Genomic DNA, 16,061 nt, shown 5'->3' on the forward strand with positions numbered 1-16,061 from the left:
GTTAAAATAAGCAAAGACTGAGATAGTGCGTAAATCGGTTACACAATTTAACAGATTGTGCGATTAGTACCTATAAGACAAAGCGGAAAAAACCCTAACTATTTTAGGCATCAGTACAGATAAAACAGATATTAACGCACATAAGATAATCCATTAATGTATCTGTAGGCGGTGTTGTGATGATTTTGTAAGATACAAAGAAAAAATAGAGCCCTTCACATCAACAAAGCAGAGCGCCTGTCACATCACTGGAGGGAAATAAGTTCTTCTTGGCTTAGCCCTGTACTTTCCATAATTAACTCAAGGCTAATTCCATTTTTTAAAAGTGTTCTAGCGGTGGCAAGATTTGCCTCATGTTTGCCTTTTTCAATGCCTTTTTCAATACCTTTTTCAATGCCCTCTTCCAGACCTTGTTGATGCCCTTTTTCCCAGCCTGCTTTTACACCTTTATCTTGCAAACGTTGTGCAATATTCATAATAACCTCTTGATGCTTTTCAGTTTTTTCACTCAACTGTTGGACTATTTTCTCAACATTTTCTGCATCCATCGTAAAAAATAGATAGTTGAGAATAGTGATGACATCGCTATCAGTATTATAGTGATTATTGAGCGCTTGAGCCAATAGGGAGATCACATGCTCACTTTCCTCCCGCAAATGCTTATGTTTCATAGCCAATTCCATAATTGCAACCTTACGATAATTAACAATTTCATTATCATCAATAACCGTGACATCGACTAAAGGAAAAGAACGTGTGTACAAGTTATTAGCCACATCCGCGAGAGGAAAACAGTCAGTCCATAATTGTGAATATGGATAAGGTGAACTCTCCCCGTGATAAAACAAAACAGGTACGACTAGCGGCAAGTTCTTATGCCCTTGTTGCAAATGCTGATTCATCGCTAAAAATGCATAATGCATTAATCGCCATGCCATCAATTTGTCTGGTGAAGATTGATGTTCGACGAGTAAGTAAATATACCCTTCTCCTTCTGTCGTTTGAACTGAATACAACACATCTGATAATCGTGAACGCAATTGTTTGTCTATGAAAGAAGAATTAGTGAGAGTTAATGTTTCAAAATCACATAATGCATGAATATGCTCTGGTAAATGAAAATGAAAAAAATCTTTAGCATTTTCTATTTGCGCCATGAAACCTTTAAATGCCGCATCGTGAGCTGAGTGTCGTTGTACTTTCTTCATTAGCGAACCTTATCTAAGCAGACCTATAAAAATCATTGTGATATTTATTTGCAGGCGATTTTGGTGATTGCCTTAGAAGGGAGCATCGTATTTTAAATGACCACTATAACTCGTCATATATTAAGTCGTTACTGACTACACTCACACTAGCCATATCGTTATCGACACAGCAATATTTATGACTTTAAACTATTTAACCATCAATATGGACGATGTACCCTACTATTTGTCATTACATGACAAACCTATCATCTCAATACTGAAAAGGTCATTAGTCGCTCAATTAACTCACGACAAAAGTTTCTCTGAAAAATAGCATGATTCTGAAACGCTATATGTAATGACGCTCGCTGCTTAGGTTATTTAAGCTATTGGTCTAATGAGGGATACCCCACAGTGGGCCACTAACCCACTGCAGAAGCTTATTTGGTGTTTTTAATTGGGATTGAATCACGTAACCAACTGCCTAACTTACGTTGATAGAAAGGTTGAATATGTTCAGTAATAAAATGGCTAATACCCTTTTCTGCTTCATTAACTAAACAAAAATCAATGGACTCATTATCGTCTAAATATTCACACGCTAATGTTCCCGCTTGATGAATAATCTCATCGATATTCTCAGTTCCTGGCACAAACTCTAATGCCACCATTAAAATAGCTTCATCACCCTCTTGGTTTTCTTCTTGGGCAGATACTAAAAAGGCACGGCGTACCACCTTATGCTGTTTAAAACATTCAGTTAAGACCCCTACTAATGCTTCAGGCTCTTCTTCAAGTGCGCTTAATTTTAACGATGCCCCTTGAGGAATAACCAACTCAGTAAATTCGATATTGTTATCGTTGCTAAAAGGTTTATTCGATTCGGATTGCTGCGACATGCTTATGCCTCATAGAAAAATAATTAACCCTATAATAAAAAAACGGGCACGAAAAGTCGCCCCCTTCGTCCCCGCTAATGTTTATTAAGATAAGACTTTTTAGCCTGCTTTTTTCATCAGTAAGTTTGCTATCGTTCTTACACCAATTCCCGTTGCACCTTCAGCCCACAGGCTCACTGGTGATTTACGGTACGTTGCTGAACAATCAATATGCACCCAGTTTTGACGATAATTCTCAACAAAATGGGATAGGAATGCGGCTGCGGTACTTGCACCTGCTGTATGGGATGGTGCAGCAATGTTATTTAGGTCAGCAAACCCCGACGGCAATTGCTGGCGGTGGAATTCAGCCAGTGGTAAGCGCCAAAACAGTTCAAACTCTTCATTTGAAGCATCCATAAGCTCAGCAACCAGTTTATCATCAAAGCTAAGCACTGAATGATAGTCGTTGCCAACTGCGGTTTTTGCAGCCCCCGTTAAAGTTGCCGCATCAATAATCAGCGATGGCTGCTCTTTACTTGCATCAATCAAGCCATCAGCCAAAACTAAACGACCTTCTGCATCTGTGTTCATCACTTCAACAGACTTACCATTGCGGTAACGGATGATATCACCTAATTTAAAGGCATTGCTGCTAACCATATTGTCAGCCAAGCAAAGGAACAATTTAACGCGTTTTTTCAGACCACGATTAATAGCGAGTGCCAGAGAACCAACCAGCGTTGCTGCCCCACCCATATCTGCTTTCATTGAGTTCATGGATGATGAAGGTTTGATACTATAGCCACCTGAATCAAATGTGATCCCTTTCCCAACTAAGCAGGCAAAAACAGCCGCGTGGGGGTTGCCTGTAGGGTTGTAATCTAACGCTAATAAAGCAGGCGCACGGCTTGAACCACGACCTACCGTATGAATACCTGCATACCCTTGCTCAAGTAGATCATCACCTTTAATGATACGGTAACTGATATCTTCAGCATTAATATGACACAACAAATCAATCGCACGTTGCGCCAGTTGCTCTGGCCCTAACTCATCCGCTGGCGCATTGATCACATCGCGTACCCAATCAATTGTACGGATACGGTTTTCTAATTCTTGGCGATCCGCTTCTGGCAAAACTGGCCACTCTATTGTTCTTGCCCCTTTTGGTGCACGGAAACCTTGCCAAAATGCCCAACTTTTTTCTAGATCCCAACCTTCACCCGTTAAAGAAACATTACGAATACCTTGGCTATCCAATTTACGCCCTGCACTTTGTACCGCACACAACTTACCCGGATGCTTTAAATGAATAGTTATTCCTTTATCGCCAGAACTCACTAACGCCCCTTCACCCCAACAAGGTGCCGCGGCTTCAAATGAAATCATTACTGGCATAATTTGTTTTGTCATCGTTTCTCCCACTTTATCTGTATCTGTTTTTTACAGGCAGCTCTTGTCTAAATCAGTCGCTGATAGAAGTAACTTAACCGATTAACGGCCAAATAGGTATCAAGATAGTGCTCATAAATAAAAACCGGACGAGTTGCCCGGTTTATCTATCAAATTTGAAAATTATTCGAACTCATCCAACCAAACCAATAAAATGGCTTCTAAGATTTTCTCGTTGGATTTTTGTGGATCATCGTCGAACTCTTCTAATTCACAAATCCATTGGTGCATATCCGTAAAGCGCACAGTTTTTGGATCCAAATCAGGATACGCATCGTACAGTGCTTCACCGATTTCTCGGCTATTCGACCATTTAAGGCTCATATTTGCTTCCCCACACAGCGGATTATATCAGTATTAATGTTCACGAGCGTGATTAATTGTATATTTTGGGATCTCAACAACCAAATCTTCGTCAGCGACCAAAGCTTGGCAGCTTAAGCGACTTTCTGGTTCTAATCCCCATGCCTTATCCAGCATGTCATCTTCTAATTCGCTGCTCTCTTCGAGAGAATCAAAGCCTTCGCGAACAATACAGTGACAAGTTGTACAAGCACATGATTTTTCACATGCATGTTCAAGTTCAATGCCAACTCGCAATGCTGCATTTAAAATTGACTCGCCCTGTTGTGCATCAACAACTGCACCTTCCGGACATAATTCTGTATGAGGTAGAAAAACTATTTTAGGCATAATTATATCTCATCCACAGATTGGCCTGATAGCGCTTGGCGAATAGAAGCATCCATTCGACGCGCCGCAAACCCCTGTGATTGCTTATCCAGTTGTTTAATGGCATTTTCAATAGCAGTAGGGTCTGTGCCTTCTACTGCTTCAATTAATATATTGACGGCATTATCAATCGCTGACTCTTCGTCGGGAGTCAATAGATTAGCATCTTGCTCTAATGCACTAGTCAAACTCTCAAGCACTCTTGCTGCTTCAACTTTTTGTTCCGCTAAACGGCGTGCATTTAAATCATCTTGCGCATTAGTCATTGAATCTTTAATCATGCTTGAAATTTCAGTATCAGTTAACCCATATGAGGGCTTCACCTGAATAGAAGCGGCTACTCCCGTCGATTTTTCCATTGCACTGACGCTTAACAAGCCATCCGCATCCACTTGGAAAGTGACACGAATATGAGCACCACCAGCAGCCATTGGCGGAATATCGCGTAATGAAAAACGTGCTAATGAACGGCAATCTGAAACCATTTCACGCTCACCTTGTACCACATGCACAGACATCGCTGTTTGTCCGTCTTTAAACGTCGTAAACTCTTGGGCACGTGCTACAGGTATCGTGGTATTACGAGGGATAATTTTTTCGACTAATCCCCCCATCGTTTCAAGACCTAACGACAATGGGATAACATCTAACAGCAACATGTCACTATCAGGCTTGTTGCCCACTAAAATATCAGCTTGGATGGCAGCACCAATGGCTACTACTTTGTCAGGATCAATCGAAGTTAATGGTTGTTTACCAAAAAATTCACCAACCTTATTTCTGACTAAAGGCACGCGGGTAGAGCCACCAACCATCACCACATTTAACACGTCATCAGCATCTACTTGTGCATCTTTCAATGCACGACGGCAGGCCATTAATGTGCGTTTCACATGGTTTTGTATTAACTGTTCAAACACCTCACGCTGAATTTCTCCTTGCCATTGTGGCAATGAAATTTGTGCGGTTTCAGCCTCACTAAGTGCGATTTTCGCTTCGGTTGCAGCATTCAGTAATTGACGATTTAAATGGTGGTCACCTTGTGTCTGAATACCTGCTTGCTCGGCAATCCATTTGGCTAATGCTTGGTCAAAATCATCGCCGCCCAGTGCGGTATCGCCCCCTGTAGCAAGGACTTCAAACACGCCACGACTTAGGCGCAAAATAGAAACATCAAATGTTCCGCCTCCTAAATCATAAACAGCGATGACCCCTTCTTGGCCTGAATCAAGACCATAGGCAATAGCCGCCGCTGTCGGTTCATTTAATAAACGGAGAACATGTAAACCGGCAAGGCGGGCTGCATCTTTTGTTCCTTGGCGTTGTGCGTCATCGAAATAAGCGGGTACGGTGATCACGACACCATCCATTTCTCCGCCTAATGTTTCTTCCGCTCTCTTTGCTAGCGTTTTTAAAATATCTGAAGAAACTTGGATCGGATCAACTTGCCCTGCTGCCGTTTGAATAAAAGGAAGCCCATTTTCACTAGCAGTGAAACGATAAGGTAGGTCGGGATAACGTTGTTGGATGTCAGCCAATGAACGCCCCATCATTCTTTTTACCGAAATAATGGTATTAACAGGGTCACGCTCTGCTAGCTGTTTTGCCGCCCAGCCCACTTGTTTATTATCGGATTGATAATTGACGACCGATGGTAGTAAATAACGCCCATCATGATCAGGTAAAGCCGTTGCTTCACCGCTACGTACCGTGGCGACCAAAGAGTGAGTCGTACCAAGATCAATCCCCGCCGCCAATTTACGTTGATGTGGTGCGGCTGTCATGCCTGGTTCGCTGATTTGAAGTAAAGCCATAATCGTTTCTCTTAAAAATCATCCAGTAAACGTTCTTCGAGTTGTTCAGCTTGTTGCTGTAATTTATCGAGAAAACGCAATTTACGTACCGTATCTGCCGCCAATTCCCACTGTGCACTATCGAGTTGCTCAACCATCAATGCGGAACGTGTTTTTTGCATTTGTTTTACTTTCGTCATGAACGCTGTAAGCAAATCAGTCGCATTATTATGGTGCTCAATATTATCGAGCTCTTCTCGTAGCTCTAATTGCTCCATTAAGAATGCAGTGTCGTGCATAGTATGTTGTTCGTTATTAATATCAATCCCTTGTAGTAATAACATATATTCGGCACGTTTTAGTGGATGACGAAGAGCTTGGTAAGCCGCATTGATCGTTGCCGCTTGTTGAAGCGCTTGCATTTTTTCCTGTTCCGTACAGGCAGCAAAGCGATCTGGATGGTATTGGCGCTGTAGCGATTGAAAACGTTGCGTTAATTGTTCATTATCGATCGCATAGTTGGGCGTTAACCCAAAAAGAGTAAAATAATCCATAAGTACTTAGTTTCTCGAACTGACGCACTCATGCACTTCGTCTAGTTAGCTATCAAAACTCACTCACAATGTTAAATAATCAGCGCGAATATTCGCTTTCGATAGGTGTCAGGAGCCACGAAATGCATTAGTTAAAAATATTGCCTATAAAAAGACATTATACGTGAAAGCTTTCACCACAACCGCACTCACTGCTGACATTGGGGTTATTGAATTTAAAACCTTCATTTAAGCCTTCTTTGACAAAATCTAGCTCAGTACCGTCTAAGTAGACAATGCTTTTACCATCAACGATCACTTTGACACCTTTATCTTCAAAAACGGTATCTTCTTCATTGATAATATCTGCAAATTCGAGAATATAGGCCATGCCTGAGCAACCTGATGTTCTGACACCAAGGCGTAAACCTTCACCTTTACCACGGCTTGCGAGGAAAGCTTGAATACGTTGCGCAGCACTTTCTGTTAGAGAAATAGACATTGCGAACCTCACTATAGAAACAAACAAGGCAGATACTCACTAATTGGTAGCATCCGCCTTAAAAATTAATCAATTATACCGACCGATGTTTTCATCACACGGATTTTAGTTATTTATGTCCATGTGCCCATTAGCCGGAATTAAAGCCTTATTTGCCTTGGCGTTTGCTTTTATAATCCGCAATGGCTGCTTTAATTGCATCTTCAGCAAGAATCGAACAGTGAATTTTCACTGGTGGTAATTCTAGCTCTTCAGCGATAGCTGTATTTTTAATCGCTTCGGCTTCATCTAAGCTTTTACCTTTCATCCACTCAGTGACAAGTGAACTTGAAGCAATTGCTGAGCCACAGCCGTAAGTCTTGAAACGCGCATCTTCAATGATTCCATTATCATTTACTTTGATTTGCAGTTTCATCACATCACCACAAGCTGGCGCGCCAACCATCCCGCTACCTACGCTTGGGTCGTTATTGTCGAATGAACCCACATTACGTGGATTTTCATAATGATCGATGACTTTTTCACTATATGCCATTTTTAAACTCCTGAAACTGTCTGATTAATGGTGAGACCATTCGATGCTGTTAAGATCTACGCCGTCTTTGAACATTTCCCATAAAGGAGACAGTTCACGTAAGTGGCCAATTGCGCCATGAATCTGTTTGATTGCATAGTCAATTTCTTCTTCTGTTGTAAAGCGACCTAAAGAAAAACGAATAGAACTGTGAGCAAGTTCATCATTCATTCCAAGGGCACGTAGAACATAAGAAGGTTCTAGGCTTGCAGAAGTACATGCAGAGCCAGATGATACCGCTAAATCTTTAAGAGACATCATCAGCGATTCACCTTCAACATAGTTGAAGCTGACATTCAGAATGTGTGGAGCACCGTTCTCTAAATCACCATTGAGGTAAACTTCTTCAATATCTTTAATGCCATTCCAAAGACGCATGCGCAGTTTACGTAAGCGTGCTGACTCCTCAGCCATTTCTTCTTTTGCGATACGGTAAGCCTCACCCATCCCAACGATTTGATGGACAGGTAATGTACCAGAACGCATACCACGCTCATGACCACCACCGTGTTGTTGAGCTTCAAGGCGAACACGTGGTTTACGACGCACATACAAAGCACCGATACCCATAGGGCCATACAGTTTATGTGCAGAGAATGACATCAAATCCACTTTCAGAGTGGACAGGTCGATAGGGAGTTTACCAACACTTTGAGTGGCGTCGACATGGAAAATAATGTTGCGGCTACGGCACATTTCACCGATGGCTGCGATATCTTGAACGACACCAATTTCATTATTCACATGCATAATAGAAACAAGGATAGTATCGTCGCGTAAAGCAGCTTCTAAATCTTTCAGGTCAATCAAACCATTGCTTTGTGGTGCAAGGTAAGTCACTTCAAACCCTTCACGCTCAAGCTGGCGGCAGGTGTCTAAAACTGCTTTGTGCTCTGTTTTACAAGTGACAATGTGCTTGCCTTTCTTTTGATAGAAATTAGCGGCACCTTTGATAGCTAAGTTATCAGATTCTGTTGCACCTGAAGTAAAGACAATTTCGCGTGGATCGGCATTCACCAATTCTGCGATTTGATTACGTGCAATATCAACGGCCTCTTCTGCTTGCCACCCAAAACGGTGAGAGCGCGAAGCGGGGTTACCAAAAATGCCGTCCATTGTTAGACATTGCATCATTTTTTCAGCAACACGTGGGTCAACGGGTGTTGTTGCTGAATAATCAAGATAAATCGGTAATTTCATTGCTCACTTACTCCAAAAGACAAAATTGTCTTCATTTTCTAACGATACCTATGATGATCATTCATTCGAACCCCATCACTTTGTGTATCAACTGCAATTTATTAAAATATTATATAATTAAGCACGGACATTAATAATCGTTTCAGGTGAAAGACCACCTAATGTTGCCCGACGTTTTTCGTTATCTTGTCTATCGGCGACATCTATGACTTCTTGATTTTTAACTAATTCATCAAGGCTAATGCTGCTTAGGAAGCTTGTGATCCTATCGCTCAAATCACGCCACAGCGCATGCGTTAGACAACGGTCACCATTTTGACAACCTTCTTTGTTACCTTGACAACGTGTCGCATCAACAGATTCATCAACCGCGGCAATTACTTGAGCAACAAAAATTTGATCAGCATCGCGGCCTAGCAAATAACCACCACCTGGGCCACGAACACTCGAAACAAGCTCGTTTTTGCGTAGACGAGCGAAAAGTTGCTCAAGATAAGAGAGGGAAATTCCCTGACGCTCAGAAATATCAGCTAAAGGTACAGGCCCTGTCTGAGAGTGTAATGCGACATCTAACATCGCCGTTACTGCATAACGCCCTTTGGAAGTGAGTCTCATAACATATACTCCGTGGTAAAATATTGCCCAATTGTGACATTCCCGACTAATTTAGTCAACTATTTACCTGACTAATTTACTCAAGTATTTTTCACGGAGTGATAACTCATTTTTTTGCCCATTTTTCCATTGAAGTCAGGATACCTCGTAAAATATGTAGCTCCTGAGTTTCAATGTGTGCACGGGTGTATAAACGTCTCAATTTATTCATAATTAGGCCCGGATGCGCCTTACGAATAAACCCTGATTCATTTAACACACTTTCAAGATGCACATAAAAACGCTCAATATCTTCTACCGGCGGATATTCTACCTCATCCTCCTCCGAGTTCACTGCGTTTTTTTCCTCTAGGGCTAAATAGGCCATGCGAATTTCGTAACTGACCAACTGAACCGCCATCGCAAGGTTTAATGAACCATATTCAGGATTGGTAGGTATATAAAGATGGTACTGGCATTTTTGCAGCTCTTCATTGGTCAGCCCAATACGCTCACGGCCAAAAATTATGGCAACAGGCGCCGTTTTCGCTTGCATCACTGATTTTTCGCCACATTCACGCGGTGCAACCATCGGCCAAGAAAGTGTCCGAGAGCGCGCGCTCGTGCCAATGACTAATTTACACCCTTCTAGAGCTTCATCCAATGAATTGACTATCGTGGCATTGCCAATAACATCGCTGGCTCCTGCAGAAAGCGCAATCGCATGCGAGTCAGGCTGTACTTGTGGATTAACGAGATAAAGGTTGGATAAACCCATGGTTTTCATGGCTCTAGCAGTAGAGCCCATATTGCCAGTGTGTGAGGTCTCAACAAGGATAATGCGGATATTGTCTAACATGGTTTAGTCGTTTTTCTAAAAAATAATCGCAAGAGTCTAACACAAAATTGCTTATTGTGACGAACATCTATATAATCCGCCCACTCAAAGTTTTTCGTTCTTTAACATTCCAGTGGAAAAAGCCCATGCATCCGATGCTAAATATCGCCATACGTGCTGCGCGTAAGGCTGGCAACCACATAGCAAAAAGCTATGAAACGCCTGACAATGTTCAAATCACTCAAAAAGGCTCTAACGATTTCGTCACCAACGTTGACCGTGAAGCAGAACATTTAATTATCGAGGTCATCCGTAAATCTTATCCTGACCACACTATCATTACTGAAGAAAGTGGTGAGTTACTTGGTAAAGAAGATGATATTCAATGGGTAATCGATCCACTGGATGGCACTACTAACTTCACAAAACGTTTCCCTCACTTTGCTGTTTCTATCGCGGTTCGTATTAAAGGCCGTACAGAAGTCGCCGCTGTTTACGATCCTATGCGTAACGAGTTATTTACCGCTGTTCGTGGTCAAGGCGCACAATTAAATGGTTATCGCCTACGTGGTGCCGATGCTCGCGAACTCGATGGCGCGATCGTGGCAACCGGTTTCCCCTTTAAGCAAAAACAACACGCCGTTGTGTTCATGAACATCATGAGCAAAATGTTTGAGAGCTGTGCAGACTTCCGCCGTACAGGCTCAGCGGCTCTTGACTTGTGTTACGTCGCTGCGGGTCGTGTCGATGCTTACTATGAAATTGGTTTAAAACCATGGGATTTCTTAGGTGGTGAACTGATCATGCGTGAAGCTGGCGGTATTATGACGGATTTTGTTGGCAACCATAATTACTTAGCTTCAGGTAATATTGTTGCGGGTAGCCCACGCATTGTTAAAGAGATTTTATCTGTGATGCGTGAAGAATTATCCGAGTCACTGAAACGTTAATGATTTAATAAAGGTGTTGGGGCTTCCCCCAATGCCTTTAATTCTCCCCTCTCATATAACCCACCATAAGATAACTCAATTTGATAGAAAGCATTTTAGTGTCACGTTTTTTACTATCGATTACACCACCAAAATGCCTTCTTGTTAGTGATTTTGGATTGTTCATTCACTTCAGATATATATCTAACCCTGATATTTAGGAACAAACCCAAGTTAACCTTATGATTGTGCTACAACTTTCGGTCTAATAAACAAAGCAGGGATCGCCAATAGTGCCATTAAATAAAAGACTAAACCGTGATTGTCTGGCACACGCTCATAGATAGCCCCCACCACAACAGTGATGATAGCTAAACCGCCCCCTGTTGCTAATGCTGAATAAACACCTTGTAATGGAATAATTTCATTTTCTTTTCGAGCACTGATAAAACGCATTGCAGCGAGGTGGCATACGGTAAAGGTTCCGCTGTGCAATATCTGAACAACAATAAGGACTGGTAGTGAGGTAAATGCCCCCATTAGCCCCCAACGAATGATGCCGCTGATGGCAGATAACAAAAGTAGATTTCGTGAACTCCAACGACGAAATAGTTTGTTACTCAACATAAAAACCACAACTTCAGCGACAACGCCAAGTGCCCAGAGGCGACCTATAACGATGTCAGAATAGCCTGCTTCCTTCCAAAATAAAGAGGCATAGCCATAATATGCAGCATGTGCGCCTTGCAACAAGGTGACACAAATTAGGAACGTCACTACGTTTTTATCCGCAATGAGTTGTCTAAATGAGAGTTTATCTTCTCCTGCAACTTTAGGTATGCCTTTAGGCATAATTGCAGGCGTTAACATTGCCGTGAGTAATAAAGCTAAGCAGCTAATAATTAAAGCCACCATAATGGATTGATGACCTAATATATCGGCGAAATATCCCATCGCTATGGAGCCAATAATAAAAGCGACGGAGCCCCAAAGCCTAATTTTGCCATAATCAAAGGGAAACTGCTTTTGCCATGTTCCTGCCAGCGAGTCACCGAGTGGCACTAATGGCGCAAAAAATAAGTTAAACCCAGTCATGACAAAAAATAGCCATGCCCAATGGGAACCAAAGGAAAAGGCAACAGCAAAGAGTAGAGACAATCCTGCCAATATTCTTAATGCGTTAATGAGTTTGGATTGATCTTTAACCATCGGTGTAATAAACATTGCACCAAGGAAACGCGCAGCTAACCCAATCCCTAATAACACCCCGCTCATTTCAGCATCAATACCTTCACCTTGTAGCCAAATTGGCCAGAATGGTAGAAAAATACTGTAAGCGAAAAAATAGGTAAAATAATCAATCGCTAGCCAGCGAGTTGATGGAATTACCATCACTCCTCCTTGTTTTTCAATGCAAAAAACCCGCTTTTACCAAAGTGTAGAAGCGGGTTTTGAAACTAAATTAATTTTATTTTATGCGTAAACTGGGTATTTTGCGCAGATATTCAATACGTTTTGTTTGATACGTTCAATGGTCGCTTCATCATTGAGGTTATCCAGAACATCGCACATCCAACCAGCCAGTTCACGTGCATCGCCTTCATTAAAGCCACGACGTGTGATCGCTGGCGTACCAATGCGGATACCAGAGGTAACAAATGGACTTTTCGGGTCGTTAGGAACGCTGTTTTTATTCACCGTAATGTTTGCACGACCCAATGCAGCGTCAGCATCTTTACCTGTAATACCTTTATCAACCAGATCCACTAAGAACAGATGGTTCTCTGTGCCACCGGACACTACTTTATAACCGCGTTGTTGGAAAATTTCTACCATTGCTTTCGCATTTTTCGCAACTTGTTGTTGATAAACTTTAAATTCAGGTTCCATCGCTTCTTTCAATGCGACCGCTTTACCTGCAATAACATGCATTAACGGGCCACCTTGAGAGCCAGGGAAGACGGCTGAGTTCAGTTTTTTGTACAGTTCTTCGTCACCACCTTTCGCCAAAATCAGACCACCACGAGGGCCAGCTAATGTTTTATGGGTTGTTGTAGTAACAATATGTGCGTGTGGAACTGGGTTAGGATAGACGCCTGCTGCGATTAGACCCGCAACGTGAGCCATATCAACGAATAGATAAGCATTGATGCTATCTGCGATTTCACGCATTTTAGCCCAATCAACAATACCAGAATATGCAGAGAAACCACCGATGATCATTTTTGGCTTATGTTTCAATGCTTGTGCTTTGATATCTTCGTAGTCGATTTTTCCGCTTTCATCGATACCGTAAGGAACGATGTTATAAAGTTTGCCAGAGAAGTTGACTGGTGAACCATGGGTCAAGTGACCACCATGAGCAAGGTTCATACCCAATACGGTATCACCCGGTTGCAGCAACGCCATGTAAACAGCCGCATTAGCCTGTGAACCTGAATGAGGTTGTACGTTAGCATAATCTGCACCAAACAGCGCTTTTGCACGATCGATAGCTAATTGCTCGACAACGTCAACATACTCACAACCACCGTAATAGCGTTTGCCTGGGTAGCCTTCTGCATATTTATTCGTTAGCTGAGATCCCTGAGCTTGCATCACTCGTGGACTGGTATAGTTTTCTGAAGCAATTAACTCAATGTGTTCTTCTTGACGGACGACTTCTTGTTCCATTGCTTCCCACAGTTGTGGATCATAATCTGCAATATTCATTTCACGCTTTAACATTCGCTTCTCCTGCCTCAGCCATTCAATAAGTTGATAACAAAACTATCGCAATAGCACACAGTGTAAACTCTTTTTCTTCAGGGTGATAGCCCTAAAGAAAAAATATACGCAAACGTTTGCATAAATTTTCTCAGTCATAAAAGACTATCAAGCATACCAAGATAAAATCAGCCATATTCGCATTGCTAAAAGATTAAATCCTATTTATTGGGTGACTCTTTTATAAAGTTTCTATTTTTAAACTCTTTTTATAATAGACCTATTTACTTTGTGTGTTAAAAGTTATAAATTGCATTTAAAATACATGTTATAAAATTCATCATCGAATGAAATTATTTCAGGAGAGCCTGTATGCTAGACAGCCAAACTATCGCTATTGTTAAATCCACTATCCCAGCCATTGCTGCAACGGGTCCCAAACTAACTGCTCACTTCTACGACAGAATGTTCAAACAACATCCTGAGCTGAAAGATATTTTTAACATGACGCATCAAAGTAACGGCTCACAACGTGAAGCCTTATTTAATGCGGTTTGCGCGTATGCAACACATATTGAGACGCCCGAAGCATTGATTTCTGCTGTAGAAAAAATCGCACAAAAACATGCAAGCTTGAATATCAAACCTGAACACTACCCTATTGTCGGGGAAAATTTATTGGCTGCTATCGATGAGTTACTCAACCCAGGGCAAGAAGTGTTAGATGCTTGGGGTAAAGCTTATGGTGTCCTTGCTGATATTTTTATCAACCGTGAAGCAGAAATTTACCGCCAAAATGCAGATAAAACAGGGGGCTGGGAAGGTTTACGTGAGTTCCGTGTTGCGGCTAAACAGGCGCAAAGTGATGTGATCACAAGCTTTGAGTTTGTCCCTGTCGATGGTCAGCCTGTCGCAGATTATCGTCCAGGCCAATACATCACTATTTATATCAATGATGACAGCCTAACTAACCAAGAAATTCGCCAATATTCACTGACCACAGCACCAAATGGTCGTAGTTATCGTATTGCCGTTAAACGTGAAGATAATGGTGTTGTCTCCAATTATATTCACCAAAACTTAAATGAAGGTGATATTGTTCATTTAGCGCCACCATGCGGTGATTTCTTTATTGATATCGATAATAAAACCCCTGTCACTCTCATTTCAGCGGGTGTCGGTTTAACACCGATGCTGAGCATGCTCAATTCATTAACTCAGGAAGGCCATGAAGCACAAGTTAACTGGCTACATGCCGCCGAAAATGGTGCCGTTCATGCGTTCCATCATGAGGTAAATAAACACCTTGCTCACCATCCACATAGCCAATCCGCTGTTTGGTTTAATCAGCCACGTGCAGAAGACAAACAAGGATTTGATTATCAATTTAGTGGCTTAATGGATCTTTCGCAGGTTAAAGCGTGGTTAGACGTTCCAAATATGCAGTTCTATTTCTGTGGTCCAGTTGGCTTTATGCAATACATCGCTAAACAACTGATTGAGATGGGCGTTTCAGCAGAGAATATTCATTATGAGTGCTTTGGCCCTCATAAAGTTCTACCTTTAAATTAATTTAAATAACCTATTTAAATTTCGCGGTAACGGTTTTGCATACTAAACACTCTTTTAATCCCATTCCTGTGTTTATGCCGTTACCGCTTTTTATTAAATAATGACTAAGCTATTCCATGATGTTTGCCCCACGACCATTCCCTAAATAATGCGTAGTAAGTAGGGGTCGATGGCGCAGCTCCCTTGAAATGTGACTAGAGCCGCGAAAAAAGCATGGAAATTAAATCGCCTCTTCGTCCTGCTCACCAGTACGAATACGGATCACGCGAGCAACATCGTAGACAAAAATTTTGCCATCACCAATTTTGCCAGTTTGTGCCGTCTGCATAATAGTTTCTACGCAGCTTTCGACAATATCATCGGGCACAACAATTTCAATTTTGACTTTAGGCAGGAAGTCCACCATATATTCGGCGCCACGATAAAGCTCGGTATGACCTTTTTGACGACCAAAACCTTTGACTTCTGTTACCGTCATCCCAGTGATCCCCACTTCCGCTAACGCTTCTCGGACATCATCCAGCTTAAAAGGCTTAATAATTGCATCAATTTTTTTCATAAATAA

17 protein-coding genes are annotated in these 16,061 nt (G+C 41.8%); 2 read left to right on the forward strand and 15 right to left on the reverse strand.

The window, feature by feature from the left end:
• Positions 1 to 245: 245 nt before the first annotated feature.
• From PR675_RS08135 to trmJ, 12 genes are all read right to left on the reverse strand, one after another.
• Positions 246 to 1,208 carry an Rpn family recombination-promoting nuclease/putative transposase gene (locus PR675_RS08135; RefSeq protein ID WP_014656319.1) on the reverse strand — a complete coding sequence of 321 codons (963 nt, stop codon included), beginning with the start codon at positions 1,206 to 1,208 and terminating at the stop codon, positions 246 to 248.
• A 422-nt stretch (positions 1,209 to 1,630) separates the two neighbouring features.
• Entirely contained in the window at positions 1,631 to 2,089 is a 459-nt protein-coding gene (locus tag PR675_RS08140; protein ID WP_004921371.1) for an enhanced serine sensitivity protein SseB C-terminal domain-containing protein, read from the reverse strand.
• A gap of 99 nt (positions 2,090 to 2,188) precedes the next feature.
• On the reverse strand, positions 2,189 to 3,484 hold the full coding sequence (gene pepB / locus PR675_RS08145; protein ID WP_004921373.1) for an aminopeptidase PepB: 1,296 nt from the start codon (positions 3,482 to 3,484) through the stop codon (positions 2,189 to 2,191).
• Between the two features lie 162 nt (positions 3,485 to 3,646).
• Positions 3,647 to 3,847, reverse strand: coding sequence for a Fe-S cluster assembly protein IscX (gene iscX / locus PR675_RS08150; RefSeq protein WP_004921376.1), 201 nt, complete (start codon positions 3,845 to 3,847; stop codon positions 3,647 to 3,649).
• Between the two features lie 33 nt (positions 3,848 to 3,880).
• Positions 3,881 to 4,216, reverse strand: coding sequence for an ISC system 2Fe-2S type ferredoxin (fdx, locus tag PR675_RS08155; RefSeq protein ID WP_004921377.1), 336 nt, complete (start codon positions 4,214 to 4,216; stop codon positions 3,881 to 3,883).
• A gap of 2 nt (positions 4,217 to 4,218) precedes the next feature.
• A complete protein-coding gene (gene hscA, locus PR675_RS08160) occupies positions 4,219 to 6,069 on the reverse strand; it encodes a Fe-S protein assembly chaperone HscA (RefSeq protein ID WP_014656322.1) in 1,851 nt (616 codons plus the stop codon).
• Positions 6,070 to 6,080: 11 nt separating this feature from the next.
• The gene (gene hscB / locus PR675_RS08165; protein WP_004921381.1) at positions 6,081 to 6,602 is read right to left on the reverse strand and encodes a co-chaperone HscB; all 522 of its coding nucleotides are present in this window, start codon (positions 6,600 to 6,602) and stop codon (positions 6,081 to 6,083) included.
• A gap of 157 nt (positions 6,603 to 6,759) precedes the next feature.
• Positions 6,760 to 7,083, reverse strand: a complete 324-nt coding sequence (gene iscA / locus PR675_RS08170) for an iron-sulfur cluster assembly protein IscA (RefSeq protein ID WP_004921385.1) — start codon at positions 7,081 to 7,083, stop codon at positions 6,760 to 6,762.
• A 148-nt stretch (positions 7,084 to 7,231) separates the two neighbouring features.
• A complete protein-coding gene (gene iscU / locus PR675_RS08175) occupies positions 7,232 to 7,618 on the reverse strand; it encodes a Fe-S cluster assembly scaffold IscU (protein WP_004921389.1) in 387 nt (128 codons plus the stop codon).
• Between the two features lie 24 nt (positions 7,619 to 7,642).
• Entirely contained in the window at positions 7,643 to 8,857 is a 1,215-nt protein-coding gene (locus PR675_RS08180) for an IscS subfamily cysteine desulfurase (protein ID WP_014656323.1), read from the reverse strand.
• Between the two features lie 117 nt (positions 8,858 to 8,974).
• On the reverse strand, positions 8,975 to 9,472 hold the full coding sequence (gene iscR / locus PR675_RS08185) for a Fe-S cluster assembly transcriptional regulator IscR (RefSeq protein WP_004921396.1): 498 nt from the start codon (positions 9,470 to 9,472) through the stop codon (positions 8,975 to 8,977).
• Between the two features lie 106 nt (positions 9,473 to 9,578).
• Positions 9,579 to 10,310 (reverse strand): tRNA (cytosine(32)/uridine(32)-2'-O)-methyltransferase TrmJ, encoded by a 732-nt coding sequence (gene trmJ / locus PR675_RS08190; protein WP_004921401.1) that lies wholly within the window; start codon positions 10,308 to 10,310, stop codon positions 9,579 to 9,581.
• Positions 10,311 to 10,435: 125 nt separating this feature from the next.
• On the opposite strand from trmJ, the gene suhB reads away from it, so the two are divergent.
• A complete protein-coding gene (suhB, locus tag PR675_RS08195; protein ID WP_004921404.1) occupies positions 10,436 to 11,239 on the forward strand; it encodes an inositol-1-monophosphatase in 804 nt (267 codons plus the stop codon).
• A gap of 219 nt (positions 11,240 to 11,458) precedes the next feature.
• Here the strand turns inward: suhB and PR675_RS08200 are convergent, their stop codons facing one another.
• Together PR675_RS08200 and glyA are read right to left on the reverse strand one after the other, a co-directional pair.
• Positions 11,459 to 12,610, reverse strand: coding sequence for a 3-phenylpropionate MFS transporter (locus tag PR675_RS08200; protein WP_004921405.1), 1,152 nt, complete (start codon positions 12,608 to 12,610; stop codon positions 11,459 to 11,461).
• An 81-nt stretch (positions 12,611 to 12,691) separates the two neighbouring features.
• Complete coding sequence (glyA, locus tag PR675_RS08205) at positions 12,692 to 13,945, reverse strand: serine hydroxymethyltransferase (protein WP_004921412.1); 1,254 nt, start codon at positions 13,943 to 13,945, stop codon at positions 12,692 to 12,694.
• Between the two features lie 351 nt (positions 13,946 to 14,296).
• Here glyA and hmpA point away from each other — a divergent pair, with 351 nt between their 5' ends.
• Positions 14,297 to 15,496, forward strand: a complete 1,200-nt coding sequence (gene hmpA, locus PR675_RS08210) for an NO-inducible flavohemoprotein (protein ID WP_004921414.1) — start codon at positions 14,297 to 14,299, stop codon at positions 15,494 to 15,496.
• Positions 15,497 to 15,716: 220 nt separating this feature from the next.
• On the opposite strand, the gene glnB is transcribed toward hmpA, so the two are convergent.
• Positions 15,717 to 16,055 (reverse strand): nitrogen regulatory protein P-II, encoded by a 339-nt coding sequence (glnB, locus tag PR675_RS08215; protein WP_004921424.1) that lies wholly within the window; start codon positions 16,053 to 16,055, stop codon positions 15,717 to 15,719.
• Between the last annotated feature and the right edge of the window lie 6 nt (positions 16,056 to 16,061).

The sequence above is a fragment of the Providencia sp. PROV261 genome, assembly GCF_028477945.1.
Classification (GTDB): Bacteria; Pseudomonadota; Gammaproteobacteria; order Enterobacterales; family Enterobacteriaceae; genus Providencia; species Providencia stuartii.